This is a genomic window from Actinomadura sp. 6K520 (genome assembly GCF_004349245.1).
Lineage (GTDB): Bacteria > Actinomycetota > Actinomycetes > Streptosporangiales > Streptosporangiaceae > Spirillospora.
In genome coordinates, this window is the sequence record NZ_SMLC01000004.1 from 1 (window position 1) to 25633 (window position 25633).

General features: G+C 74.0%; 21 protein-coding genes and 1 pseudogene. 17 read left to right on the forward strand and 5 right to left on the reverse strand.

Annotated elements, in window-relative coordinates:
- Window positions 1-51: 51 nt before the first annotated feature.
- The 10 genes and pseudogenes from E1289_RS02080 to E1289_RS02125 all read left to right on the forward strand — a co-directional run bounded on the left by E1289_RS02080 (window position 52) and on the right by E1289_RS02125 (window position 13601).
- A complete protein-coding gene (locus E1289_RS02080; protein WP_131974661.1) occupies window positions 52-852 on the forward strand; it encodes a TlyA family RNA methyltransferase in 801 nt (266 codons plus the stop codon).
- Between the two features lie 126 nt (window positions 853-978).
- A pseudogene (locus E1289_RS02085) lies at window positions 979-1860 on the forward strand (NAD kinase); the annotation flags it as partial.
- 218 nt (window positions 1861-2078) lie between these two features.
- Window positions 2079-3785: a DNA repair protein RecN gene (gene recN / locus E1289_RS02090; RefSeq protein WP_131974665.1), complete on the forward strand. Its 1707-nt coding sequence runs from the start codon at window positions 2079-2081 to the stop codon at window positions 3783-3785.
- A gap of 145 nt (window positions 3786-3930) precedes the next feature.
- Window positions 3931-5169: a putative cytokinetic ring protein SteA gene (gene steA, locus E1289_RS02095; RefSeq protein ID WP_131974667.1), complete on the forward strand. Its 1239-nt coding sequence runs from the start codon at window positions 3931-3933 to the stop codon at window positions 5167-5169.
- Window positions 5166-6122 (forward strand): copper transporter, encoded by a 957-nt coding sequence (locus E1289_RS02100; RefSeq protein WP_131974669.1) that lies wholly within the window; start codon window positions 5166-5168, stop codon window positions 6120-6122. The genes steA and E1289_RS02100 overlap by 4 nt, the downstream gene beginning before the upstream one ends.
- Before the next feature lie 4 nt (window positions 6123-6126).
- The gene (locus E1289_RS02105) at window positions 6127-7149 is read left to right on the forward strand and encodes a hypothetical protein (RefSeq protein ID WP_243712552.1); all 1023 of its coding nucleotides are present in this window, start codon (window positions 6127-6129) and stop codon (window positions 7147-7149) included.
- Between the two features lie 33 nt (window positions 7150-7182).
- Complete coding sequence (locus E1289_RS02110) at window positions 7183-8799, forward strand: lipid II flippase MurJ (RefSeq protein WP_131974671.1); 1617 nt, start codon at window positions 7183-7185, stop codon at window positions 8797-8799.
- 70 nt (window positions 8800-8869) lie between these two features.
- Complete coding sequence (locus tag E1289_RS02115; protein ID WP_131974856.1) at window positions 8870-10039, forward strand: glycosyltransferase family 4 protein; 1170 nt, start codon at window positions 8870-8872, stop codon at window positions 10037-10039.
- A gap of 251 nt (window positions 10040-10290) precedes the next feature.
- Window positions 10291-11313, forward strand: a complete 1023-nt coding sequence (locus E1289_RS02120) for a TerC family protein (protein WP_131974673.1) — start codon at window positions 10291-10293, stop codon at window positions 11311-11313.
- Between the two features lie 77 nt (window positions 11314-11390).
- On the forward strand, window positions 11391-13601 hold the full coding sequence (locus tag E1289_RS02125; RefSeq protein WP_131974675.1) for an acyl-CoA dehydrogenase: 2211 nt from the start codon (window positions 11391-11393) through the stop codon (window positions 13599-13601).
- Window positions 13602-13770: 169 nt separating this feature from the next.
- On the opposite strand, the gene E1289_RS02130 is transcribed toward E1289_RS02125, so the two are convergent.
- The gene (locus E1289_RS02130) at window positions 13771-14112 is read right to left on the reverse strand and encodes a hypothetical protein (RefSeq protein ID WP_131974677.1); all 342 of its coding nucleotides are present in this window, start codon (window positions 14110-14112) and stop codon (window positions 13771-13773) included.
- Between the two features lie 140 nt (window positions 14113-14252).
- On the opposite strand from E1289_RS02130, the gene E1289_RS02135 reads away from it, so the two are divergent.
- The 3 genes from E1289_RS02135 to E1289_RS02145 are packed head-to-tail and all read left to right on the forward strand — an operon-like array spanning window position 14253 to window position 17010.
- Window positions 14253-14696, forward strand: coding sequence for a hypothetical protein (locus E1289_RS02135; protein ID WP_131974679.1), 444 nt, complete (start codon window positions 14253-14255; stop codon window positions 14694-14696).
- Complete coding sequence (locus E1289_RS02140; protein WP_243712553.1) at window positions 14693-15610, forward strand: MoxR family ATPase; 918 nt, start codon at window positions 14693-14695, stop codon at window positions 15608-15610. Before E1289_RS02135 ends, E1289_RS02140 begins: the two co-directional genes overlap by 4 nt.
- A gap of 5 nt (window positions 15611-15615) precedes the next feature.
- Entirely contained in the window at window positions 15616-17010 is a 1395-nt protein-coding gene (locus E1289_RS02145) for a VWA domain-containing protein (protein ID WP_131974681.1), read from the forward strand.
- Window positions 17011-17037: 27 nt separating this feature from the next.
- Here E1289_RS02145 and E1289_RS02150 read toward each other — a convergent pair whose 3' ends face one another.
- On the reverse strand, window positions 17038-17670 hold the full coding sequence (locus tag E1289_RS02150; RefSeq protein WP_243712564.1) for an MBL fold metallo-hydrolase: 633 nt from the start codon (window positions 17668-17670) through the stop codon (window positions 17038-17040).
- Window positions 17667-18752 carry an S-(hydroxymethyl)mycothiol dehydrogenase gene (locus tag E1289_RS02155; protein ID WP_131974685.1) on the reverse strand — a complete coding sequence of 362 codons (1086 nt, stop codon included), beginning with the start codon at window positions 18750-18752 and terminating at the stop codon, window positions 17667-17669. Before E1289_RS02155 ends, E1289_RS02150 begins: the two co-directional genes overlap by 4 nt.
- Before the next feature lie 200 nt (window positions 18753-18952).
- Here E1289_RS02155 and E1289_RS02160 point away from each other — a divergent pair, with 200 nt between their 5' ends.
- Complete coding sequence (locus tag E1289_RS02160; RefSeq protein WP_131974687.1) at window positions 18953-19321, forward strand: type II toxin-antitoxin system RelE/ParE family toxin; 369 nt, start codon at window positions 18953-18955, stop codon at window positions 19319-19321.
- Window positions 19318-19653 (forward strand): helix-turn-helix transcriptional regulator, encoded by a 336-nt coding sequence (locus E1289_RS02165; protein WP_131974689.1) that lies wholly within the window; start codon window positions 19318-19320, stop codon window positions 19651-19653. The genes E1289_RS02160 and E1289_RS02165 overlap by 4 nt, the downstream gene beginning before the upstream one ends.
- 8 nt (window positions 19654-19661) lie before the next feature.
- On the opposite strand, the gene E1289_RS02170 is transcribed toward E1289_RS02165, so the two are convergent.
- Both E1289_RS02170 and E1289_RS02175 read right to left on the reverse strand, forming a co-directional pair.
- Window positions 19662-20237, reverse strand: coding sequence for an AAA family ATPase (locus E1289_RS02170; protein ID WP_131974691.1), 576 nt, complete (start codon window positions 20235-20237; stop codon window positions 19662-19664).
- A 98-nt stretch (window positions 20238-20335) separates the two neighbouring features.
- A complete protein-coding gene (locus E1289_RS02175; protein WP_131974693.1) occupies window positions 20336-21001 on the reverse strand; it encodes an MBL fold metallo-hydrolase in 666 nt (221 codons plus the stop codon).
- Window positions 21002-21182: 181 nt separating this feature from the next.
- On the opposite strand from E1289_RS02175, the gene E1289_RS02180 reads away from it, so the two are divergent.
- Both E1289_RS02180 and E1289_RS02185 read left to right on the forward strand, forming a co-directional pair.
- A complete protein-coding gene (locus E1289_RS02180) occupies window positions 21183-21683 on the forward strand; it encodes a hypothetical protein (protein WP_131974695.1) in 501 nt (166 codons plus the stop codon).
- A gap of 4 nt (window positions 21684-21687) precedes the next feature.
- Window positions 21688-25563 (forward strand): tetratricopeptide repeat protein, encoded by a 3876-nt coding sequence (locus E1289_RS02185; RefSeq protein ID WP_131974697.1) that lies wholly within the window; start codon window positions 21688-21690, stop codon window positions 25561-25563.
- Window positions 25564-25633: the final 70 nt, after the last annotated feature.

Below are 25633 nucleotides of genomic sequence, written 5' to 3' on the forward strand. Positions count from 1 at the left end.
CCTTCCCCGACGCCCTCCGCCCCCGCCCGTGAGCCCGGCGGAGAAACGGCGATGAGCAGGCGCCGCCTGGACGCGGAGCTCGTGCGGCGCGGCCTGGCCCGGTCCAGGGAGCACGCGGGGCAGCTGATCGGGGACGGCCGGGTGCGGGTCGGCGGGCAGCCCGCGGCCAAGGCGGCGACGCAGGTCGAGACCGGCGCCGCGATCGTGGTCGCCGAGGCCGGCGGCGGCCCGGAGTACGTCTCGCGCGGCGGGCACAAGCTCGCCGGTGCGCTGGACGCGTTCGGCGGGCCGGACGTGAAGGGCCGGGTGTGCCTCGACGCGGGCGCCTCCACCGGAGGGTTCACCGACGTCCTGCTGCGCGCGGGCGCGGCGCGCGTGTACGCGGTCGACGTCGGGTACGGCCAGATCGCCTGGTCCCTGCGGACGGACGAGCGGGTCACCGTGATGGAACGGGTGAACATCCGCGAGCTGACGCCGGAGATGCTCGACGGCGACCCGCCGGAACTCGTCGTCGGGGACCTGTCGTTCATCTCCCTGAGGCTCGTCCTCGGGCCGCTGCGCGCGTGCGCGGCGCCCGAAGCCGACTTCGCGCTCATGGTGAAACCGCAGTTCGAGGTCGGCAAGGACAGGGTCGGCGCGGGCGGGGTCGTGCGCGACCCGGAGCTCCGCGCCGACGCGGTGCGCCGCGTGGCCGGGCATGCGGCGACAATGGGCCTCGGGGTCCGGGGCGTGACGGCGAGCCCGCTGCCGGGCCCGTCGGGGAACGTGGAGTACTTCCTGTGGCTGCGCGCCGGCGCCCCGCCGCTCGACCCGGCCGACCTCGCCAAGGCCATCGCGGAGGGCCCGCAGTGATCGGCGGCACGATGATCGGCAGGGCTCCGCGGGACCGTACAGAGGGCGTCCGAACGGGGAACTTCCCCCAGCGGGACGTTCGTCCAGCCGTCTGTACGCCGTAGCGCGTCGGGAGTGGGGCAGAGCATGAGCAAGAGGTCGGTGCTTGTCGTGGCGCACACCGGGCGTCCCGAGGCGATCCGCAGCGCCGAGCTGGTCATCGAGCGGCTCAGCGAGGCCGGGATCTGCGTCCGGGTCCTCGACGAGGAGGCCGCCGCGATCGGCGGCACGGGCGTGGACGTCATGCCCAGCACCGCGGCGGCGGCCGAGGACGCCGAGGTGGTCATGGTCCTCGGCGGGGACGGGACGCTGCTGCGCGCCGCCGACCTGACCCGCACCTCCGGGACGCCGCTGCTCGGCGTCAACCTCGGCCACGTCGGGTTCCTCGCCGAGGCCGAGCGCGAGGACCTCGCCGCCACCGTCGAGGGGGTCGTGGCCCGCCGCTACGACGTCGAGGAGCGCATGACGATCGACGTCACCGCGCGCCGCAACGGCACGGTCCTCGGCACGACGTGGGCGCTGAACGAGGCGAGCATCGAGAAGGGCGAGCGGGAGCGGATGCTGGAGGTCGTCGCCGAGATCGACGGCCGTCCCCTGTCGAACTGGGGCTGCGACGGCGTGGTGTGCGCCACACCGACCGGGTCGACCGCGTACGCGTTCTCCGCCGGCGGCCCGGTCGTGTGGCCGGAGGTCGAGGCGATGCTGGTCGTGCCGATCAGCGCGCACTCGCTGTTCGCGCGCCCGCTGGTGGTGTCGCCGCGCTCGTCGGTGGCGGTGGAGGTGCTGCCCGGCACGCCCCGGGCCGTCCTGTGGTGCGACGGGCGGCGCACCCTCGACCTGCCGCCCGGCGCGCGGGTCGAGGTCCGGCGCGGTGTGGAGCCCGTGCGGCTCGCCCGGCTGCATCTCACCCCGTTCACCGACCGGCTGGTCACCAAGTTCGGGCTGCCCGTGACGGGGTGGCGGGGCCGGGTCCGCCAGCCCGCGCACCCGTCGCCCTCACTGGAGGACTCGCAGGTCGGAGACGTTCCGGCGGCGGGCGGCACCCCCGGCCGCCCCGCACCGGGCACGGCCGCGGGCGGGGGGCCCGCGGCGCCGGACGGGGGAGCATCCGGCGGGGAGAGGAGATAATCTCCACAGGCGCTGGTCCGGGATCTGTTTTGCGGAGGGTTGTGACGCTGGTGCGCCCGATGGTCGATGAGGTGCGGATCCAGGGCCTCGGAGTGATCGACGAGGCCGTGCTCGATCTGTCCCCGGGGTTCAACGTGGTGACCGGCGAGACCGGGGCGGGCAAGACCATGGTCGTCACCAGCCTCGGGCTGCTGTTCGGCGGCCGCGCCGACCCGCAGCGGGTCAGGCCGGGCGCCGACCGCGCCACCGTGGAGGGCCGGATCGTCGTCGATCCCGGCGGCCGCGTGGTCGAGCGCGTCGAGGAGTCCGGCGGCGAGCTGGACGACGGCGCGCTGATCGTCACCCGGTCGGTGTCGGCGGAGGGCCGCTCCCGCGCGTTCCTCGGCGGGCGGTCCGTCCCCGTCAACGTGCTGATCAACCTCGCCGACGACCTGGTCGCCGTGCACGGGCAGTCCGACCAGCAGCGGCTGCTGCAGTCGTCGCGGCAGCGCGGCGCGCTCGACCGGTACGCGGGCGCGGCGCTCACCAAGCCCATGCGCGGCTACACCAAGGCGTACCAGCGGCACCGGCAGGTCACCGCGCTGCTGGAGGAGCTGACGACCCGGGCGCGGGAGCGGGCCCAGGAGGCGGACGTGCTCCGCTTCGGCCTGGAGGAGATCGAGAAGGTCGACCCGAAGGACGGCGAGGACGTCGGCCTCGCCGCGGAGGAGGAGCGCCTCGGGCACGCCGACGCGCTGCGCGGCGCCGCCGACACCGCGCACGAGGCGCTGCTCGGCGACGCGGCCGCCGCGTTCGAGGCCGCGAACGTGACGAGCCTGCTCGGCCAGGCCCGCAACGCACTGGACGCCGTCCGCGAGCACGACCCGGAGCTGGCGGCGCTCGCCGACCGGCTCGCCGAGGCCGGCTACCTGGTCTCCGACGTCGGCACCGACCTCGCCTCCTACGCCGAGTCCGTCGACGCCGACCCCGCGCGGCTCGCCGCCGTCCAGGAGCGGCGGGCCGAGCTCACCGGCCTCACCCGCAAGTACGGCGGCGCGGAGGGGACGGTCGCGGAGGTCCTGGAGTGGGCGCGCAGGTCCGCGGCCCGGCTCACCGAGCTGGAGGGCGACGACGACCGCATCGAGGAGCTGCGCGCCGAGCACGCGGAGCTGACCGGGCGGCTCACCGCCGAGGCCGCGGAGCTGACCGAGGTCCGCACCCGCGCCGCCGAACGGTTCTCCGACGCCGTCACCGGGGAGCTGACGGCGCTGGCGATGCCGCACGCCCGCGTCGTCGTCACCGTCACCCCGACCGAGGACTACGGCCCCCACGGCGTCGACGAGGTCGAGGTGCGGCTCGCGCCGCATCCGGGCGCCAAGCCGCTGCCGCTGCACAAGGGCGCCTCCGGCGGCGAGCTCTCCCGCGTCATGCTGGCGATCGAGGTCGTGTTCGCCGGCGCGGACCCGGTGCCGACGTTCGTGTTCGACGAGGTCGACGCCGGCGTCGGCGGCAAGGCCGCCGTCGAGATCGGGCGCCGGCTGGCGCGGCTCGCCCGCAACGCCCAGGTGATCGTCGTCACACACCTGCCGCAGGTCGCGGCGTTCGCCGACCAGCACCTGCTGGTGGAGAAGTCCGACGACGGCAGCGTCACCAGCAGCGGCGTCACCGCCCTGGACCGGGAGGGCCGCGTACGGGAGCTGTCCCGGATGCTCGCCGGCCTGGAGGACTCCGAACTGGGCCGCGCCCACGCCGAGGAACTGCTGGCCATGGCCTCCGAGGAACGTTGACCGCGGCGCAAAGCCCCCCGGATAAGCAGGGTGCCGCCGCGGGGGGACGACCCGCGCGCAAAATCACAGAGAGTACGCGAACGGACACGCCTGGACGCCCGTCTTTTCGGGCGACCGCATCCGCGCTCTGGCAGGATGGCAAGTGATGAGCGACCCGTCACCCACCACCGAGCGCCGCGTCCGGCTGGCACAGAAACTGCCGCTGCGCGCGCTCGCGCGCGGCCGTGGCCGCGAGGACGGCCTGCCCGGGGTCAGCGCCACGGTCCGGCTCGACCGCCGCACCAAGGACCTCACCAAACGCCTCCAGCCGGGCGAGGTCGCGGTGATCGACCATGTCGACCTCGACCGCGTCAGCGCCGAGTCGCTGGTCTCCTGCCGGGTCGGCGCCGTCGTCAACGTCGCCCCGAGCATCTCGGGCCGGTACCCCAACCTCGGCCCGCAGATCCTGCTGGGGGCCGGCATCACGCTGGTCGACGACGTCGGCCCGGAGATCTTCGCCAAGCTGCAGGAGGGCGACCAGGTCCGCGTCGACGGCTGCGCCGTGCACCGCGGCGACGAGCTCATCGTCAAGGGCACCGAGCAGACCCCCGAGTCGGTGGAGACGGCGCTGGTCGAGGCGAAGGCGGGCCTCGCGAGCCAGCTGGAGGCGTTCGCCGCCAACACGATGGAGTACGTCAAGCGCGAGCGCGACCTGCTCATCGACGGCGTCGGCGTCCCCGACGTCACCACGAAGCTCGCCGGGCGGCACGCCCTGATCGTGATCCGCGGCTACCACTACCGCGAGGACATCGCGACCCTGCGGCCCTACATCCGCGAGTACCGGCCGGTCCTGATCGGCGTCGACGGCGGTGCCGACGCGCTGCTGGAGGCCGGCTACCGCCCCGACATGATCGTCGGGGACATGGACTCGGTCTCCGACGACGCGCTCACCTGCGGCGCGGAGATCGTCGTGCACGCCTACCGGGACGGGCGGGCCCCCGGGCTGAAACGGGTGCACGAGCTCGGCCTGGAGGCGGTCACGTTCCCCGCCACCGCCACCAGCGAGGACATCGCGATGCTGCTCGCCGACGACAAGGGCGCCTCGCTCATCGTCGCGGTCGGCACGCACGCCAACATGGTCGAGTTCCTCGACAAGGGGCGCGCCGGCATGGCCAGCACCTTCCTCACCCGCCTGCGGGTCGGCAGCAAGCTCGTGGACGCCAAGGGCGTCAGCCGGCTCTACCGCAGCCGCATCTCCACCTGGTCGCTGCTGTTCCTCGTCCTCGGCGCGCTCGTCGCCATCGTCATCGCCGTCGCCGTGTCCCCGGCGGGGGACGTCATCAGTCCCCTGCTCGCCGACCGCTGGCACGCCTTCGTCTTCTGGCTGACCGGACTCTTCACGTGATCGATTTCCGTTACCACCTCGTCTCCATCGTCGCGATCTTCCTGGCGCTGGCGCTCGGCATCGTGCTGGGCTCCACCACGCTGTCGGACTCGGTGAGCGACACCCTGCGGCAGCAGGCCAACCAGGCCGCCAAGAGCGCCCAGCAGGCCCGTAACCAGCAGCGGCAGCTGCAGGAGCAGGTCAACGGGCAGGAGCAGTTCGCCGGCGTGCTGTCGCCGCAGATCGTCGCGGACCGGCTCAAGGGCCAGTCCGTCGTCCTGGTCGAGGCGCCCGGCGCCGGCGACGACAGCATCGAGCAGGTCAGCGAGCTGGCCAAGAACGCGGGCGCCGCCGTCACCGGCCGCGTCACCGTCCAGAGCAAGCTGCTGGACGACGACCAGCTGATGACGATCGACGAGCTGGCCACCCAGCTGAAGGCCGACGACGTCGAGTTCCCCGAGGACGCGGACGCCTACGACAAGGCGGGCGCGGTCCTCGCGGGCGCCCTGGTCACCCGGGACCCCGGCGAGTCCGGCCGCGAGGACGCCGCCGGCGGGGCCGTCCTCAACGGCTTCAAGGAGGCCGGGTACATCACCGTCACCGGGAAGCCCGGCCGGCACGCGACGCTCGCCGTGGTGGTCGGCCCCGCCACCCCGTACGCCTACGAGGGCGGCGGCGACGACAACAAGGCCCTGATCTCGCTGGCCTCCGCCCTCGACGCCGCCGGGCGCGGTACGGTCGTCGGTGGCCCCTCGACCTCCGCACAGGAGGGCGGGCTGATCGCGGCGCTGCGCGACTCCGACGCCGAGGAGAACGTCTCCACCGTCGACGTGGTGGACACCCCCTCCGGCCAGGTCGTCACGATCCTGGCGCTGCAGAACGAGATGAACGGCAAGAGCGGGCAGTACGGGACGGGCGCCGGCGTGAGCGGCTACCTGCCCTCGCCCGCGCCAACGGCGGGGAAGAACGGGTGACCTGATGAAGCGACGCATCGCCGCAGGCTCGGCGGGACGGCTCGGCGCGGTGGCCGGCGCGGCCCTGGGCGCCGCCGCCGCACGCGCCGCCTACGCCGCGCTGACCCGCAACCCGCCCGGCCTGAACGGGGTGCCGGGCGACGAGGTATGGGGCCGCACCAACCACCGCGGGGAGCCGGTGACGCTGCTGGAGGGGCCCGCGGTCGTCGCGGGCGCCGCCGCGGCGGGGCTGCTGGCGCCCGGCGTGGCAGGCCGGACGCGGGCCGCCGCGCTGCTCGCCGGCGCCGGATCCGGAATCCTCGGCGGCTACGACGACCTGGCCGGCTCGGCGTCGTCGCGCGGCTTCAAGGGCCACCTGACCGCACTGGCCCGCGGCGAGGTCACCAGCGGCGCGGTGAAGATCCTCGGCATCGGCGCGACCGGGCTGGCCGCCGCCGCCGTCGCCGGATCGCCCGCCCCGACCCGGACGGGACGCGCGTTCGACGCCCTCCTCAACGGCGCGGTCATCGCCGGGTCCGCGAACCTGATGAACCTGTTCGACCTGCGTCCCGGCCGGGCCGTGAAGGTCGGCCTCATCACCGGCACGCCGCTGGCGCTGGCGCGCCCGTCCGCCGCCGTCGTGGCCGCGCCGCTCGGCGCCGCCGCCGCGCTGCTGCCCGAGGACCTCGGCGAGCGCGCGATGCTCGGCGACACCGGATCCAACGCGCTCGGCGCGCTGCTCGGCCTGGCCGCCACCCGCCTCGGCCGCGGCCCCCGGCTCGCCGTGCTGACCGGCCTCGTCGGCCTGAACGCCGCCAGCGAGTTCGTCAGCTTCACCAAGGTCATCGCGGGCAACCCGGTGCTGAACCGCATCGACATGCTCGGCCGCCGCCCGGTCGCCACGCCCGCCACCACGGCGGCGCCCGCCTCGGTCGATGACGCCGGCAAGCCGGGCATGGAGGACGCGTTCCGCCCGTCCGTCCCGCCGCAGTCCGGTCCGGCGGGCACCGGAGTGACGGGCAACGGCGTCACCGCCGACCCCGCGTAGGCGCACCAGAACCCCCCGCGGCATTCCAGCAGCGTGCCACCGTCAACTCTCCGCCGCCTGACCGGCGGCCTCGCCGGCGCCGCCGTCGTCATCGGGATCATCACGGTCCTGGCGCGGCTCGCCGGATTCGGGCGCACCTACGCGTTCTCCCAGACCGTCACCACCTCGTGCCTCAGCCAGGCGTACTTCACCTCCACGCAGCTCCCGTTCATCGTCTACGAGATCGTCGCGGGCGGCGCCCTGACCGCCATGGTCGTGCCGGTGCTGGCCGGGGCCGCCGAGCGCGGCGACCGCGACGAGGTCCGCCGCATCGGGTCGGCGCTGCTCACCTGGATCGTCGTGCTGATGGTGCCGCTGTCGGTGCTGATGGCGCTCGGCGCCCGCCCGATCATGGAGCTGCTCGTCGGCCGCGACCTGGCGGGTTGCTCGCGGGACGGCATCGTGGACGTCGGCTCCTCGATGCTCGCCGTCATGTCGGCGCAGATGGTGATGTACGGGATGGCGGTCGTCCTGTACGGGGTGCTGCAGTCCCACCGCCGGTTCATCGCCCCGGCGCTCGCACCGCTGACGTCGAGCCTGGTGGTGATCGGCGCCTACCTCGCCTACGCGCCCCTCGGCCGCGGCCACGAGAACGACCTGGCCGGCCTGCCGCTGAGCGCCGAGCTGACACTGTCGGTGGGCACGGCGCTCGGCGGCGTCGCGATGGCGGCGACCGCCGGGATCGCGGCGTGGCGGCTGCGGCTGCGGCTGCGCCCGACGCTGCGGTTCCCGGACGGGGTGGCGCGGAAGGTGCGGCGCCTCGCCGCCGCCGGGCTCGCCACGGTCGCCGCGCAGCAGTTGTCGGCGCTGCTGGTCGTGCGGCTCAGCTACGAGGGCACGGGCGGCGCCCTCGCCAACTACCAGTACGCGTGGGCGATCTACCTGCTGCCGTGGGCGATCCTGGCCGTGCCGATCGCGACAAGCGCCTTCCCGGCCCTGTCCGCGCGGATGAGCGCCGGGGAGCACGAGCGGTTCGACCGGGTCACCGCGTCCACCACCCGGGCGGTCGTCCTCGTGTCCTGCGCGGGCGCCGCCGTGCTCGCCGCCGTCGCCGTGCCGGTCGCGGCCGTGTTCAACCCCGGCCTTCCCGAGCAGCAGGACGTGCTGTCGCGGGCGGTGCTGGCGTTCGCGCCCGGCCTCGTCGGCTACGGCCTCGTCGCGCACCTGGGGCGGGTCCTGTACGCCTGCCACCGGGGGAGGGCGGCCGCCGGCGCGGTCGTCACGGGCTGGCTGGTCGTGATGGCCGCCGACGTCGCGCTCGTGCTCACCGTCGACCGGGAGTGGGTGGTCGCCGCACTCGGTGCCGGCAACGCGGCCGGGATGACCGTCGCCGGTGTCCTGCTGGTCGCGGCGCTCGTCCGCACCAGAGGCGCCGCGTCCGCCGCCGGGACACCGCGCGCCCTGGCGGCCGGGCTGGCGGGCGGCGCCGGGGGAGGTGCGGCCGGGTACGCGACCGCGGCCCTGCTCGGCACGGGCGGGCAGTTGCACAGCATCGGGACCGGGGCGGTGGCCGCGCTCGCCGCCGGCGCGGCGTTCCTGCTCATCGCATTCATGATCGACGGCCGGGATCTTCGGGCCGTCCTCAACCGAAGGGTCACCCGCGATGTCTGAGAAAGATCCCTGCCGCACGTGGGGGCGGACCCCCAGACTCCCCGAACGCGCCGCGCGGGATCTGGAGGGCCTGCGCGTGGCGCTGGTCCTCGGCACCAGCGCGGGCGGTGTCGGGCGGCACGTGCGGTCGGTCGCCGCCGGCCTGGTGGCCCGCGGCGCCCGCGTGCTGGTCTGCGGGCCCGCCTCGACGGAGGAGCTGTTCGGGTTCGGCGGCGCCGGCGCCCGCTTCGCGGAGGTCGACCTCGCCGACCGGCCCCGGCCGGTGCACGACGCCAAGGCCGTCGCCCGGCTCCGCGCGCTGCTGCGCGGGGCCGACGTCGTCCACGCCCACGGGCTGCGGGCCGGCGCCCTCGCCGTCGCCGCGTGCGCGCGGGTCGCGCCGGGCCCGCTGCGCCTCTCGCGGGGCCGGACGCCGGTGGTCGTCACGCTGCACAACGCCGTCATCGCCGGCGGGCGGACGGCCGCGGTCTACGGGGCGCTGGAGCGCGTCGTGGCGCGCGGCGCGGCCCGCGTCCTCGGCGTCTCACCCGACCTGGAGGAGCGGATGCGCTCCCTCGGCGCCCGGTCCGCCGGGCACGCGATCGTGCCCGCGCCCGCGCCGAAGGCGCCGCCGGGCCCGGCCGTCCGCGCCGACCTGCGCGCGGAGCTCGGCGTGGGGGACCGGCCGCTCATCATCACGGTGGGGCGGCTGGCCGAGCAGAAGGGCCTGCCGACGCTGCTGGACGCCGCGCGGGACTGGGCGGGCCGCACCCCGCCGCCGCTCGTCGCGATCGTCGGGGACGGGCCCCTGGAGGACCGGCTGCGCTCCCGGATCGACGCCGAGGAACTGCCCGTGCGGCTGCTCGGGCGCCGCTCGGACGTCGCCGGGCTGCTGGCCGCCTCCGACGTCGCGGTCGTCCCGAGCGTGTGGGAGGGGCAGCCGCTGATCGTCCAGGAGATCCTGCGGGCGGGGCTGCCGCTCGTCGCCACCCGGGTCGGCGGCATACCCGGCATGGTCGGCGCGGCCGGGGGCGCGGGCGGTGCGCTGCTGCACGGGCCCGAGAGCGAGGCGGCGCTGCTGGTGCCGCCCGGCGACGCGGCCGCCCTGGAACGCGCGGTGAGCCGCGTCCTGGACGACCCGGCGCTCGCGGCGCGGCTCGGATCGGCCGCCGCGCAGCGGTCGGCGATGCTGCCGGACGAGGACGACGCCGTCGCCCAGCTGGCCGACCTGTACCGGGACCTGGCGGGCGGCCGCCGCTGACCCGGAGCGTGGGCGGTGACAGGACCTTAGACGCCGTCCCCCGGGCGCCGGTTCGAAAAAAGTGAAAAGAATGTCCGCCGAGGAGGAACCGCGCTCGCGGGGGTCGCGTTGAAGAGGGCAGTGGAGGGGAGTATCCCCGCGCACGGTTCCCGTCAGTACGGTCGGTCCATACCGGCCCGGGTTCCGCGGCCCTCGCTCGTGCGGGGCGGGAGAGACCTCCAGCGCTCTTTAGTGTCCGCTGGAGGTACACGTTGTCCGTCTCCCCTCTGGTGTGGGCCCTGACCATCACGGGGATCCTCGTCGTCATCGCCGCCGACCTCTTCCTGATCCACCGGAACGAGACGCGGGAGTTCACCACCCGGCGGGCCGCGTTCTGGTCGGCGATCTACATCGGCCTCGCCGTGCTGTTCGGCATCGGCGTCTGGTTCTTCTCCGGCGCCCGGTACGCCGGTGAGTACTTCGGCGGCTTCGTCACCGAGAAGAGCCTCAGCGTCGACAACCTCTTCGTGTTCATGGTGATCCTCACCCGGTTCGCCGTTCCGAAGCACGCCCAGCACACCGTCCTGATGGCGGGCATCGTCATCGCGCTGGTGCTGCGCGGCATCTTCATCGCCGTGGGCGCCGCCGCGATCTCGACCTTCACGTGGGTCTTCTTCATCTTCGGCGTGTTCCTCCTCTGGACGGCGTTCGGGATGGTCCGCGGCGGCGGCGAGGACGAGGGCGAACTCAAGGAGAACGCCCTCCTGCGGTGGGCGAAGCGGGTCATCCCGACGGCCGACGAGTACGACGGGACGCGGTTCGTCACCCGGCGGGACGGCGTCCGGATGATGACCCCCATGGCCATCGTGATGATCGCCATCGGCTCGACCGACGTGCTGTTCGCGGTGGACTCCATCCCGGCGATCTTCGGCCTGACGACCGAGCCGTACCTGGTCTTCACCGCCAACGCGTTCGCGCTGATGGGCCTGGTGCAGCTGTACTTCCTGCTCGGCGGGCTCACCGACCGGCTCGTCTTCCTGTCCCACGGGCTGGCGTTCATCCTCGGCTTCATCGGGGTCAAGCTGATCCTCCACGCGGCGCACGAGTACGGTGCCGGGTGGGCGCCCGAGGTGCCGATCTGGCTGTCCCTCGCGGTGATCGCCGGGACCCTCGTCGCGACGACCGTGGCCAGCCTGGCCGTCGGCCGCGGGGCCGCCGACCAGGGGCGGCGGGTACCGCTGAAGGAGGTTCCCGTGGAGGCGGACGCCGAGATCCCGGCGACCCGCGACAGCTAAGTCCACCCGCACTGGACCACAGCACCGAATCCTGTTCTAGAATCGCGGTCAAAAGCGGGCTGAGAGAGGGTTCACGCATGGCCATCGGGCTGACCGAGGAGCACGAGGCGCTCGCCGAATCGGTGCGGGGCTTCGCCGAGCGCAACATTCCCGCGACGGCCGTCCGGGCCGCGCTGGAGGCCGACGAGGAGAGCAGGCCGGGCTTTTGGCCGGCCCTGGCGGAGCAGGGCCTGCTCGGCCTGCACCTGGACGAGGAGCACGGCGGTCAGGGCTTCGGCCTCCTGGAGCTGTCGGTCGTGCTGGAGGAGCTGGGCCGCGCCGCCGCGCCCGGCCCCTTCCTGCCGACCGTGCTCGCGAGCACTGTCGTCAACGCCTCCAGCAACGCGAAGGTGCGCGCGGAACTGCTGCCCGCCCTCGCCGACGGGTCCAGGACCGGCGCGGTCGCGCTGGACGGGGAACTGACCGGCCGCCGCGAGGGCGACTCCCTCGTCGTGTCCGGGACGTCCGCGACGGTCCTCGGCGGCACCCTCGCCGACGTGATCGTGCTGCCGGTCGCGGACGGCGACGACGAGCAGTGGGTGGCGGTCGACGCCGCCGACGTCACGGTCACCCCGGTCGCGAGCCTGGACCGGGTCCGCCGCGTCGCCGCCGTCGAGGTCTCCGGCCTCGCCGTCGCCGCCGACCGCGTGCTGGACGGCCTGACGACCGAGCGCGTCAAGGACCTCGCCGCCGCGCTGTTCGGCGCCGAGGCGGCCGGTCTCGCCGGCTGGCTGGTGACGACCGCGGCCGAGTACGCCAAGGTCCGCGAGCAGTTCGGCCGCCCGATCGGGCAGTTCCAGGGCGTCAAGCACAAGGCCGCGCGCAGTCTCATCGCGCTCGAGCAGGCCCGCGCCGCCGCCTGGGACGCCGCCCGCGTCCTGGACGAGGGCACCGAGGCGGCCGGCGCGGAGCAGACGCGCTTCGCCGCCGCGGTCGCGGCCGTCATCGCGCTCGACGCGGGGGTGCAGACCGCCCGCGACGCCATCCAGATCCTCGGCGGCATCGGCTTCACCTGGGAGCACGACGCGCACGTCTACCTGCGCCGCGCCCTCACCCTGCGGTCGCTGCTCGGACCGGCCAAGGACTGGGCCGCCCGGATCGCGACGCTCGCGCTGGACGGCTCCCGCCGCGAGGTCGTCCTGGAGCTGGACGAGGACGCCCAGCCGCTGCGCGAGCGCATCCGCGCCGAGATCGGCGAGCTGGCCGCCATCGACGACAAGGACGAGCTCCACGCGAAGCTGGGGGACGGGGGCTGGAGCGTCCCGCACTTCCCGAAGCCGTGGGGGCGCGAGGCCGGCCCGGTCGAGCAGATCCTCATCCAGCAGGAGCTGAAGGCCGCCAAGGTCAAGGCCCCGAACCTGGGCATCGGCGCCTGGCTGGTGCCGTCCCTCGTCCGGTACGGCACCGACGAGCAGAAGGAGACGTTCCTCCGCCCGACGCTGCGCGGGCAGATCGTCTGGTGCCAGCTGTTCTCCGAGCCGGGCGCCGGCTCCGACCTGGCGTCGCTGTCGATGAAGGCCGAGCGGGTCGAGGGCGGCTGGCGGCTCACCGGCCAGAAGATCTGGACGTCGCTCGCGCACTACGCCCAGTGGGGCTTCTGCATCGCCCGCACCGACCCGGACGCGGCGAAGCACGACGGCATCACCTACTTCCTGGTGGACATGAAGTCCGAGGGCATCGACGTGCGGCCCCTCAAGGAGCTGACCGGCGAGGCCATCTTCAACGAGGTGTTCCTGGACAACGTGTTCGTCCCCGACGACCGCGTGGTCGGCGAGGTGAACAAGGGCTGGCAGGTCGCGCGCAACACGCTGTCCAACGAGCGGGTGTCGCTGTCGACCGGCGGGGGGCTCGGCATGGGCGTCCCCGAGCTGCTGAGCTTCTTCAAGAAGCGCACGCTGGACCCGGTCGCCGCCGTCGAGGTCGGCAAGCTCGTCGCCCAGGGCCAGTCGATCGACCTGCTCGGCCTGCGCACCACGCTCAAGCAGCTGAACGGCGTGGAGCCGGGTGCGGAGGCCAGCGTCCGCAAGCTGCTCGGCGTCCAGTTCAACCAGGACGTCGCCGACTACTGCTGGGCGGCGCAGGGCGCGGCTGCGGCCACCGAGGTGCCGCTGACCGAGAGCGGCATCGTGGCGCGGGCCATGCTGTTCAGCCGGGCGATGACGATCTACGGCGGCACCACCGAGGTGCAGCTCAACATCATCGGCGAGCGCCTGCTCGGCCTGCCCCGCGACCCCGAACCCGGCAAATGACCGACAGGTTCTAACCCGAGCCGGTGGTCACGGGTCGTGCGGCCGGAGCGAGTGCAGCGAGCGCAGGCCGCAGGACCCGCCGCACGGGGGGCCGTTTCACGAGACGCGGAGCGGATCGGGAAACGGTTCGCCGTGCGTAACGGGGGTTCCAGGGGGTCGCCCCCCTGGGCTAGCGAGGACGGCAGGTGTAGGTGACGTTGATCAGGACGATTCCGGTCATGACCACGAACAGCCCGGGCAGGCCGGCGTTGACGGCCGCGATCGCGCTCAGCGGGATCGCGGCCAGCAGCGACAGCACCGCCATGGCCAGGCTGTGATCGTGGCCGCCGTGCCCGTGCAGCGGACCCGGCCGGGTCCGCTGCACGGGCACGGCGGCGGGACGCGCTTCGAGGGTCTCCTGGATGCGCTCGACGACCGTCTCGATGAAGGCGTCGTCGTATTCGGGGCCCAGTTCGCGCCGGGCCGCCATCGCGGCCGCCAGGTCGTCGCGGGGGAGTCGTGGGGTCGTCATGGTCCGGTTATAGGCGGCGGCGTTCCCGCCCCGCGTCACCCGGCGGGGCCAACCGCCCCCTACCCCGCAGGTCCCGGCCCGGAGCGGGAGCGACCCGCCGGTAAACTGCCGCTTCACCCCAGCTCGCCCGGGAGGTCTTCGTGAGAGTCACCGCCCTCGCCTTCTGCGCGGCCGTCGCGCTCGCCCTGACCGGCTGCGGCGGCTCGGACGGCGGTACGGAAGGCGCCGCGACCGCGCCCTCGGCGGCCCCGCCCACGACGCTCGCGCCGGTTCCGGTGGTCAAGCCGTCCGACATGAAACCGCTGGTCGGACGGTGGATCGGCACCGCGGACGACTTCTTCCAGTTCCGGGTGGACGGTGCCGGGGTGTGGGTGAAGGGCAAGCAGCGGCTCTGGACCGGGACGGTCATCCCCGAGGGCGGCGGCAAGTACCGCTTCTCCTGGAAGGGCGGAGACCCGCAGGTCGCGTCCTACTGGGGCGTCACCCTCGCCGAGAACGGGAGATCGCTCGTGTTCGCCGGGACCAACCAGACCTACAAGAAGGCACCCGCCAAGAAGGCACCCGCGACGAGGGGCAGGGGATGACGGACATCGGGGAAGCAGGCACCCTGGAGACGAGCACCGCGGACACGGGGGCGGGGGCGTTCGCGTCCCCCGCCGACGTGGACCGCAGGCTGGGGGAGGTCCGCTACCTCGCGGACGAGGCGATCGCGACCACCGTGTACCTCGCGCAGGCGCTCGGCAAGCCGCTGCTCGTCGAGGGGCCCGCCGGAGTCGGCAAGACCGAGCTGGCCAAGGCCGTCGCCGCCGCCACCGGGGCGGAGCTGATCCGGCTGCAGTGCTACGAGGGACTGGACGAGGCCCGCGCCCTCTACGAGTTCAACTACAAGAAGCAGCTCCTCGCGATCCAGGCCGCGCCCTCCGACCGGGCGTGGCAGGAGACCCACGACGACATCTTCTCCGAGGAGTTTCTCCTGGAACGGCCGCTGCTGGCGGCCATCCGCCGCACCGAGCCGACCGTCCTGCTGATCGACGAGGCCGACAAGGCCGACGTCGAGGTGGAGGGCATGCTGCTGGAGGTCCTGTCGGACTTCCAGGTCACGATCCCCGAGCTGGGGACGGTCGCCGCCGTCCGCCGCCCGTTCGTGGTCATCACCTCCAACGCCGCGCGGGAGCTGTCGGAGGCGCTCAAGCGCCGCTGCCTCTACCTGCACCTCGGCTACCCGGCGCCCGAGCGGGAACGCGACATCGTCCTCGCCCAGGTCCCCGGCATCGAGGCGGAGCTGGCCGAGCAGCTCGTCCGCACCGTCGGTACGCTGCGCGACCTGGAGATCAAGAAGGCCCCGTCGATCGCCGAGACCGTCGACTGGGCGCGCACCCTGCTCGCCCTCGGCCTGGACGAGCTGGACGAGGCAGCCGTGGCCCGCACCCTCGGCGTCGTCCTCAAGCACGTCTCCGACCAGGAGCGCGCCGCCAGGGAACTGGGCCTGCGGGGCTGATCCGCGTGGCCTCCCTCATCGACCGGCACACCGGGTTCGTCGCGGAGCTGCGCCGGGCCGGGCTCCCGGTGTCGGTGGCCGAGGGCCTGGACGCGGTCCGCGCCATGCAGGCCGTCGACCTCCTCGACCGCGAGTCGCTGCGCGCCGCCTACGCGGCGACGCTCGTCAAGCGGCCGCAGCACCGCCCGACCTTCGACACGCTCTTCGACCTGTGGTTCCCCGCCGCGGTCGGGGACGGCGCCGGGTCCGGCGAGCGGGACCGCCCCGCCCGGACGCTGGACGACGACGGGCGTCCCGTCCCGCCGGCGCTGGACCCCGAGGTCCAGGCGCGCCGCGACGAGCTGGCCGAACTCCTCCTGTCCGGCGACGACGCGGGGCTGCGGCAGTTCGCCCGCATGGCCGTCGGCGAATACGGCCGGACCCCGGGCCAGGAGTCGTGGTTCTCCTTCGGCGTCCTGCGCGCCATGTCGCCCGAAACGCTCATGGCCCGCCTGCTCAACGCGGTGCTGACCGGGCAGGAGCGCGGCGGGATGGCCGACCGGGTCGCCCGCCGGACGTTCCGCGACCGCATCGCCCGGTTCGAGGACCTCGTCGCGGGCGAGGTGCGGCGCCGCATCGCCGAGGACACCGGCGTCGAGCGCACCGCCCGCATCACCGTCCGCCCGCCGCTGGAACGCCTCGACTTCTCCGGCGCGAGCCGCGCCGAGCTGGCCGCGCTGCGCCGCGAGGTGTACCCGCTGGCGCGCAAGCTCGCGTCCCGGCTCGTCCAGAAGCAGCGGCACGGCAGGCGCGGCCGGCTCGACTTCCGCCGGACGGTCCGCGCGTCCCTCGCCAGCGGGGGAGTTCCGCTGACCACCCACCACCGGCCGCGCCGCCCGCACAAGCCCGAACTGGTCGTGCTGTGCGACGCCAGCGACTCGGTGTCGGCGTTCGCGCACTTCACGCTGCTGCTGACGTTCGCGCTGCGGGAGCAGTTCAGCAAGGTCCGCGCGTTCGCGTTCATCGACGCCACCGACGAGATCACCCGGTTCTTCGCGCCGGGCGTGGACGTCGCGGACGCGATGGCGCGGCTGGCCGCCGAGGCCGACCTCGTCTGGATCACCGGCCGCTCCAACTACGGCCACGCCATCAAGGTCTTCGACGACCGGTACCGCGACGCCATCACGTCCAAGACGTCCCTGCTGATCCTCGGCGACGCCCGCTCGAACTACGGTGAGCTGTCCCTGCCGATCCTGCGCTCCATGGTCGACCGCGCCCGGCACGCGTACTGGCTCAACCCCGAGCCGCGCGGCCAGTGGGACACCGGCGACTCCGCCGCGTCCCGCTACGGCGAGCTCGTCCCCATGTACGAGTGCCGGAACCTGACCCAGCTGGCCGCCTTCATCGAGGAACTCGCCTGACGCGGGCCCGCGGGACGGGCCGGCGGGTCAGTGGCCGCGGGCGATCCACTCCTCCAGCTGCGGCGCCTCGGCGCCGATCGTGGTGGAGGGTCCGTGGCCCGTCCGGACCTCGGTGTCCGCGGGCAGCGTGAGGAGCCGCTCCCGGATCGAGGTGATGATCGTCGGGAAGTCGGAGAACGACCGCCCGGTCGCCCCCGGCCCGCCGTTGAACAGCGTGTCGCCGGAGAACACCGTCCCCAGGGCGGGGGCGTACAGGCACACGGCTCCGGGGCTGTGCCCCGGCGTGTGCAGGACGGTCAGGTCCGTGCCGGCGACGGTGATGACCTGCCCGTCCGCCAGGTCCCCGTCGGGGTTCACGTCCGGGTGCTTCTGCTTCCACAGCATCAGGTCGTCCGGGTGCAGCAGCACGGGCGCGCCGGTACGGGCCCGCAGTGCCGGCGCCGCGTCGATGTGGTCGTCGTGGCCGTGCGTGGACACGATCGCCACGAGCCGCCGGCCGCCGACCGCCTCCGCGATCGCGCCGGCGTCGTGCGCGGCGTCGATGACGATCGCCTCGCTGTCGTCGCCGACGATCCAGACGTTGTTGTCGACGTCCCATGTCCCGCCGTCCAGGGAGAACGTCCCGGACGTCACGATGTGGTCGATCCGCGCGGCCATCAGAGCATCACCACCGAGCGCAGCACGTCACCGCGGTGCATCTTCTCGAACGCCGCCTCGACGCCGTCCAGCTCGATCGTCTCGGACACGAAGGCGTCGAGGTCCAGGCGGCCCTGCAGGTAGAGGTCGATGAGCATCGGGAAGTCGCGCGAGGGCAGGCAGTCGCCGTACCAGGACGACTTCAGCGACCCGCCGCGGCCGAACACGTCCAGCAGCGGCAGCTCGAGCCGCATCTCCGGCGTCGGCACCCCCACCAGCACGACCGTCCCGGCGAGGTCGCGGGCGTAGAACGCCTGCTCGTAGGTCTCCGGGCGGCCGACCGCGTCGATGACGACGTCGGCGCCGAACCCGCCGGTCACCTCCCGCACCTTCGCGACGACGTCCTCGTCCCCGCCGTGGACGGTGTGCGTCGCGCCCAGCGAGGACGCCGTGGCGAGCTTCCGCTCGTCCAGGTCCACCGCGATGATCGTCGCCGCGCCCGCCAGCCGCGCCCCCAGCACCGCCGCAGCGCCGACACCGCCGCAGCCGATCACCGCGACCGAGTCGCCCCGCCCGACCCCGCCGGTGTTGATCGCCGCGCCGAGCCCGGCCATCACGCCGCAGCCCAGCAGGCCCGCCACCTCCGGCCTGGCCCGGGAGTCGACCTTCGTGCACTGCCCCGCCGCGACGAGGGTCTTGTCGGCGAACGCGCCGATGCCGAGCGCGGGCGACAGCTCCGTGCCGTCCGCGAGGGTCATCTTCTGCTTCGCGTTGTGCGTGTCGAAGCAGTACCAGGGGCGCCCGCGCAGGCAGGCCCGGCACTGGCCGCACACCGCCCGCCAGTTCAGGATCACGAAGTCGCCGGGTCCGACCTCGGTCACCCCGTCGCCGACCTGCTCCACCACGCCGGCGGCCTCGTGGCCGAGCAGGAACGGGAACTCGTCGTTGATCCCGCCCTCGCGGTAGTGCAGGTCGGTGTGGCACACCCCGCACGCCTGGATCTTCACGACCGCCTCCCCGGGCCCGGGGTCCGGAACGACGATCGTCTCGATGCGCACCGGCTCGCCCCTGCCCGGTGCGACGACCCCGCGTACCTGCTGCGCCATGCTGCCGCCTCTCTTCGCCTGGACCTTCCCCCGACCCTATATACCTCCCACTGACCTGCCGCTCCGCTTCCGCCACCGAAACCGGGCACGGCCGAGATCGCCACGGGGCACCGCGTCCGGTGAACCCGGCGGCACTGCGAGTGGTGATCCTTTCGCGGATTGCATGCGGGCAAGTAGAAGCGTACGGTTATATCGGCGGCATGGCGTGGGACATCAACCTGCATCCGGAGGTTCATGAGTGGCTCCTGGACCTGGCCAAGAACGATCCTGATACCGCGGATCTGGTCGAGGAGGCGATCGACCACCCCGCCGCCTGCGGGCCCGTTCTCGGGCGGCCGATGGTCGATCGGATCCGGGGGAGCGGGATCCACAACCTCAAGGAGTTGAGACCGGGGTCCACGGGCGCGAGCGAGGTGCGAATCCTGTTCGTCTTCGATCCGGTTCGAGCCGCTGTGCTGCTCGTCGCCGGCGACAAGGCCGGGCGGTGGAGGAGCTGGTACGACCGGGCGATTCCGCTGGCGGAGGAGCGCTATCGCGAGTATCTGGAACGCATGGAGGACAAGGGATGAGCGGCGGAGCCGTCAGCTGGCGGGAGACCAAGGCCAAGATGCGCGAGGCCCGTCCGGACATCGGCGATGCGGAGTGGGCGGAGCGGAAGGAGGTCGCTCGGCGGGCCACCGAGGCGTACGTGGTCGGGTATCACCTGCGGGAGCTCCGGCTGGCCCGGGGGTTCACCCAGGCCGAGGTCGCCGAGCGGCTGGGCGTCTCCCAGGCCCGGGTGTCCCAGATCGAGCGCGGCAGGATTCACAACATGGAGGCCATCCGGGCGTATGCGGCGGGTCTCGGGGCGAGGGTGTCGCTCGTCATCGAATGGGACGACGAGGTCATCGAGGTCGCCTGAGGTCCGGCTCAGGTGAAGCGGATGGCCTGGAGTTTGTCGGCGGCGTCGCGGTCGAGGACCGTGACGCCGGCGGCGGGCGGCAGCGGGCCGCCGCCGCGGGCGCGGGCGATGATCGGGCGCCAGCGGCGGCAGTGGCGGGAGAACGTCGTGTGGGTGACGACGCGGCCCCGGGCGACCTGGCCCGCGCGGGCGGTGCCGGGATCGACGTCGATGAGGATCAGGTGCAGGTCGTGGCCGCGGTGGTTCGCCATCCACGCGAACAGATGCAGGATGTGCGGCCAGGTGCCGCGGGTGTGCGCGACGACCCCGTGGCCGGCGAGGATCGCGCGGCCGATCCGCCAGACGTGCGTGGCGTGCACGAGCGGGGTGCGCAGCCGGCGGGGCAGCGGGCGCAGCGCCCGCGACCACCAGTTGCGGGACTGGCCGGAGTCGATCACGCGGACGTCGCCGGCGCACACCGGGGCCGTCTCGTCACCGTGCAGCCCGTACAGCCGATTCAGCAGGGTGCTCTTGCCCGCGCCGGGGAGTCCGGCGACGAGCACCAGTGAGCCCGCCGGGTAGTGCAGGGAGGGCCCCGGATCCACCTCGTGGGGTTCGTGGATGGTCGTCTCCTGGTCTCGGCCCGCAGTCGGCGTTGAAGCAACGAACGCTCGGCACCGCTTGTTCCGGCCGGGACGAAGGATCACCAGCCGCGGGCGCGCCATTCGGGAAGTGCGGGACGCTCGCGACCCAGCGTCGAATCCTTGCCGTGGCCCGGATAGAACCAGGTGGCGTCCGGGAGCCGGTCGAAAACCCGTTCCTCGACATCGGCGAGCAGCTGCTTGAAGCGGGTCGGGTCGCCCCAGGTGTTGCCGACGCCGCCGGGGAACAGGCTGTCGCCGGTGAACAGGTGCGGGCGGTCCGCGAGTTCACCGCCCGCGTCGTACAGTAGCGCGATCGAGCCGGGCGTGTGGCCGCGAAGGTGAATGACCTCCAGCGTCACCTGCCCCACCTGGACGGTGTCGCCGTGCTCGACGGGCTCGGCCACCGGCTCGGGCAGCGCCTCGGCGTCGCGGGGGTGCGCGGCGACCGGGGCGCCCGTGGCGCGGACCACCTCGCTCAGCGCCATCCAGTGGTCCTGGTGGCGGTGCGTGGTGACGACGCGGGTCAGGGGACCGTCGCCGATCAGCTCCAGCAGCCGGGACGCCTCGTTGGCCGCGTCGATGAGCAGCCGCTCGCCGGTCGCGGTGCAGCGCAGGATGTAGGCGTTGTTGTCGTAGGGGCCGACCGAGACCTTCGTGACCGTCAGGCCGGGCAGCTCCCGGACGTCCGGACGGCCCCCGGTCTCGACGTTTCCCGTGTAGGTCATGCGTCCTCCCGTCGGTGGGTGCGGAGATCCATCCTCCATCATCGGTGCCCGGATCTCCGCCGTACCCGGCGCGCGGCGCGAATGAGTCACCAGACGCAGCCGAACCGTGCGCTCACGGACGGAAATCTCCGTATTGCCAGCGCATCATTGTCCTTGGAAGATCGAATAGAGCGGGAGGACGGTGAGGGAGTTGGTTACCGCATTCCGTCCCGGACCGGACAGCGACAAGCCGGAGGACCTCCTCGGGCACGCCTGCACACTGGTCCGGCTGTGCGGCCGGGACTCCGCCATCGCCGCGGTGTTCCTGGCCCTGGTCCTGGCCGGGACCGCGACCCGGCTGGCGGCCGGGCCGCCCGGCCTCACCGCGCTGGCGCTGCTGCCCGTGCTGGCCGGCTCGTTCGCGGTCTCGGCCGGCTACGCGGTCCGCTCGCGCCGGACCCTGGTCTCGGTGCTCGCGGAGGTGCGCGGCCGCACCGGCTCGCCGGTCGACCCGGGGGTGCCCTGGACGCCCTTCGGCTCGGCGGCCGCGCTGGACGAGCGGATCCGCGACGTGGAGCTGCGGCGGCTGCTGTCCGCGGCGCACCGCTGCGGCGAACTGTCCTGGCAGGCGGTCGCGTGGGCGGTGGCGACCTCGGTGCTCTTCCTGTTCTGGACGCTGGCAGCGGCGATGGCGGGAGGCTGATCGGTTGATCGAGGAGGTCCCGCAGAACGGGACGGCCCCCCGGCACGTCATGGGCGTGCGCCCGGGCAGCTTCTGGGAGCGGCTCGAACCGTCCGACCGGCAGGCCCTGCGCGCCATGGGCCGCCGCACCGACATCCCGCCCGGCGGGATGCTGTGCCACCAGGGCTCGGTCGCGCCGGCGGTGTACGTGGTGTTCAAGGCGTCCCCCGCCGCGGCGAGCAACGCGGTGGCCAAGGAGTTCGTCGACTCCAGTGAGGGCGACGAGTCGATCATCGACCTGTTCGGCGCGGGGGACCTCGTCGGCGCCCTCGGCCCCTGGGGCCATCCGCAGCGCGGCACCGTCGCCGCGCTCGACCACGTCGCGGCGCTGCGCATCGACCGCCGCAAGTTCCGCAGCCTCCTGGCGGCCAGCCCGCACGTCGCCGAGGCGATGATGCACGCGATCTCCCAGACCGTCACCTACGGCGGCCGCCGGCACGCCGTGCGGGCGGCCGACCATCCGCAGCGGCTCGCGTACCACCTGCTCGAACTGGCCCACCGGTTCGGCGAGCCCGCCCCCGGGCAGGGCACCCGGATCCCGCTGAAGCTCAGCCAGGCGGAACTGGCGAACTGGGCCGGCATCTCGCGCGAGACGCTGGTGCGGTGGTTCCGGCTGTGGCGGGCCAGGGGCATCCTCGACGGCAGGCCCCGCCCGCTCACCATCCTGGACACCGAGCGGCTGCGCCGGGCCGCGAGCCCGTGGGGCGACGAGTGGCCCGCCGCCGACCGGGAGGCGGCGCGGCCCCTCGGGCCGGCGGAGGACGCCGTGATCGCGGCGCCCGAGCCGGTGCGCCCGGACGGTGCCGGCCCGCCCCAGGTCAGCCTCCCCGCGGACAACCCGTACTTCGCCGGCCGCGCGATCAGCCTCGGGAAGCTGGACCTGCTGGTGAGCCAGTCCGAGTGGCCCCGGGCCGTGATCGTCCAGGGGATGGCGGGCGTCGGCAAGACGACGCTGGCGCTGCACTGGGCGCACCGGGTCGTCGACCGGTTCCCCGACGGCGTCCTGTTCGCCGACCTGCGCGGCACGCGGCGCAGCCCCGTCACCCCGGCGGAGGCGATGGGGCAGGTGCTGCGCGCGGCGGGCGTGCCCGGCGACCGGCTCCCGCGCACCGAGGCGGAGCTCGCGGCGCAGTGCCGGTCGATGCTGGCCGACCGGCGGATGCTGCTGATCCTGGACAACGCGTCGCGTCCCGAGCAGGTCAGGCCGCTGCTCGCCGCCGCGACGTCCGGGCTGGTGATCGTGACGAGCCGGCAGCGGCTGCCCGCGCTGCTCGAGAACGCCGACATCCGGACGCTGGAACTGCAGGAGATGGCGTCGCAGGAGGCGGTGGACCTGATCTCCAACGTCCTCGGCCCCGGGGACGCCCGCGTCCGCGAGGAGCACAAGGCGGTCGTGCGGCTGGCCCGCGAGTGCGGGCACCTGCCGCTGGCGCTCGGCGTCATGGCCGGGCGGCTGGCCGAGAACCCCGGCGAGTCCATCGCCGCGACCGTCCGGGAACTCGCCGCCCGCGACGCCGAGGACGCCGCGCCGTACGGGCCGGGACTGACCGGCGGCGGGCTGGGCGACGGCGCGGTGCACGCCGGGACCGGGCCGGGCCTGCGGGCGGCCGTGAGCCCGACGTTCGACGTCGCCTACCGGAGCCTCCGCCGGGACCAGCGGGAGGCTTTCCGCATGCTCGGGCTCGTCGCCGGCCCCGACTTCACGCCCACCGCGCTCGCGGCCCTGCAGAACCGGACGGTGGACGAGGCGCGCGACTGCCTGGAGGGCCTCCGCCAGGCGTACCTGGTGCAGGACGTCGCGCCGGACCGCTACCGCATGCACGACCTCCTGCGCGACTTCGCGCGGGAACAAGGGCTGCTGGAGGACTCCGACGGGGAGCAGCTGGCGGCGCAGCAGCGGCTTCTGGCCGCCTACCTCGCCGACGCCCGCGACGCCGGCACGGCTCTTCCGGGACGGCCCCGCCCGACCCTCAACAGGACGCCCCCGCGGCAGCGGGACGGAGCACGGCGGGGCGGAGCGCAGGGGCCGGCGCCGGCGGCCGACCGCGCGGCCGGGCTCGCCTGGTTCGAGGCCGAGCGGCGCAACCTCGTCGCCGCCGTCCACCAGGCGGCCCGGCTCGGCCTGCACCGGACGTGCTGGGAACTCGCCGACGCCCTCTTCGACTTCCAGGACTTCCGCCGCTACAGCGAGGACAACATCGCCGTCCACCAGGCGGGGCTGCACGCGGCCCGCACCGAGGAGGACTGGGCGGCGGCGGCCGTCATGCTGCACAACCTGGCGATGGCGCACTTCGAGCTGGGCGACGCCGTCCAGGCCATCGGGTACGGGGAGGACGCGCGGCGCGGCTTCCGGGCCGTCGACCCGCCCGACCGGTACGGGGAGGCCGTCACCCTCGCCACCCTCGCCGACGTCCACGTGGTGCTGGGCCGCTACCTGACCTCGATCGAGCAGGCCCGCCTGTCGCTGAGCATCCACGGGGAGCTGGGAGACGAAGGCGGCGACGGGGCGGTGGCCAAGGGCCATGAGACCCTCGCCCGCGCGTACCTGGGCCTCGGCGAGTACGAGAACGCGCTCGAACACGCCGCGCAGGCGCTCGGTATCCGGCGCCGCATCGACGACCTGCCGGGAATGGCCGAGACCCTCCTCACCATCGCCCAGGTCCACCGCCGCCAGGGGAGCGTCCATGAGGCGGTGTCGCACGCGCTGGAGGCCCTCTCCATCCGGCAGGAACTCGCCGACATGCACGGCGCCGCCCGAGCGCTCACGGAGCTGGCGCGCATGAACGCCACCCTCGGCCTACGCGACATGGCACGGCAGGACGCCGAGCAGGCTCTGGCCACATACCGCTCCCTGGGCGCACGCCACGGGGAGGCGCGCACACTCACCACGCTGGCCAGGCTCATGTGCGACGCCACCAGGTTCGCCGAGGCTTTCACCTACTGCGGGCAGGCACTGCGCCTGCACCGGGACACCAGCGACAGGCACGGTGAGGCCGAGACGCTCGCGCAGCTCGGGATCGTCCACTGGCGCCTCGGACGGTTCCGGGAGGCACGCGAGCACCTCCTGCGCGCCCTGGAGATCCGCCGCGAGATCGGTGACCAGCACGGCGAGGCCCACGACCTGGAGCACCTCTCGGTGATCATGCGCCGCCTCGAACGGCACCAGGAGGCGTTCGTCCTCGGCCTGGAGGCGCTCGACCTGTGGCATCAGCTCGGCGCGCAGGGCGGCATGGCCGGCACCCTCGGCAGCCTCGCCCGCACCTACTCCCGGCTCGGCCTGCCCGAGGACGCCGAGCGCGCCGCGCGGCAGGCCCTGCGGATCCGCAGCTCCGGCGGCGACTGGCACGGCCTCGGTGTCGGCAAGGACACCCTCGCCGCCGTGCTGCGCCGCGCGGGCCGCCCCGAGGAGGCCCTCGCCCGCGAGCTGGAGGCACTGGAGTTCCTCGGCAAGGTCGGCGACCGGCACGGCGAGGGGACCGCCCTGGTCCACCTCGCCGCCATCCACCTCGACCTCGGCCGCGCCGACGACGCCCTGGAGGCCGGGCGGCGCGCCCACGACCTCACCGCCGAACTCGGCGACACCCGCGCGCAGGCGTCCGCGCTGCACTTCATGGCCCGCGCCTGCGGGCTGCTGGGCAAGCACACCCGCGCGGTCGAGCACGCCACCGCCGAGGTCGGCATCCGCCGCGACATGGACGACCGCCGCGGCCTGCGGCGCGCCCTGGAACTGCTGCGGGACTGCCACCTCGCGCTGGGCGACGAGGCCGCGGCGGCCGACTGCGTCCGGCGGGTCCGCGCCCTCGACAGCTGGCTCGAACCGGACAGGATTCTCGACATGTGACCGATGACCTGGTCCACCGGCGCAGCGCGGCGTTCACTGGACCGGGTGACCCCGGGCCCGGACCGGGGGG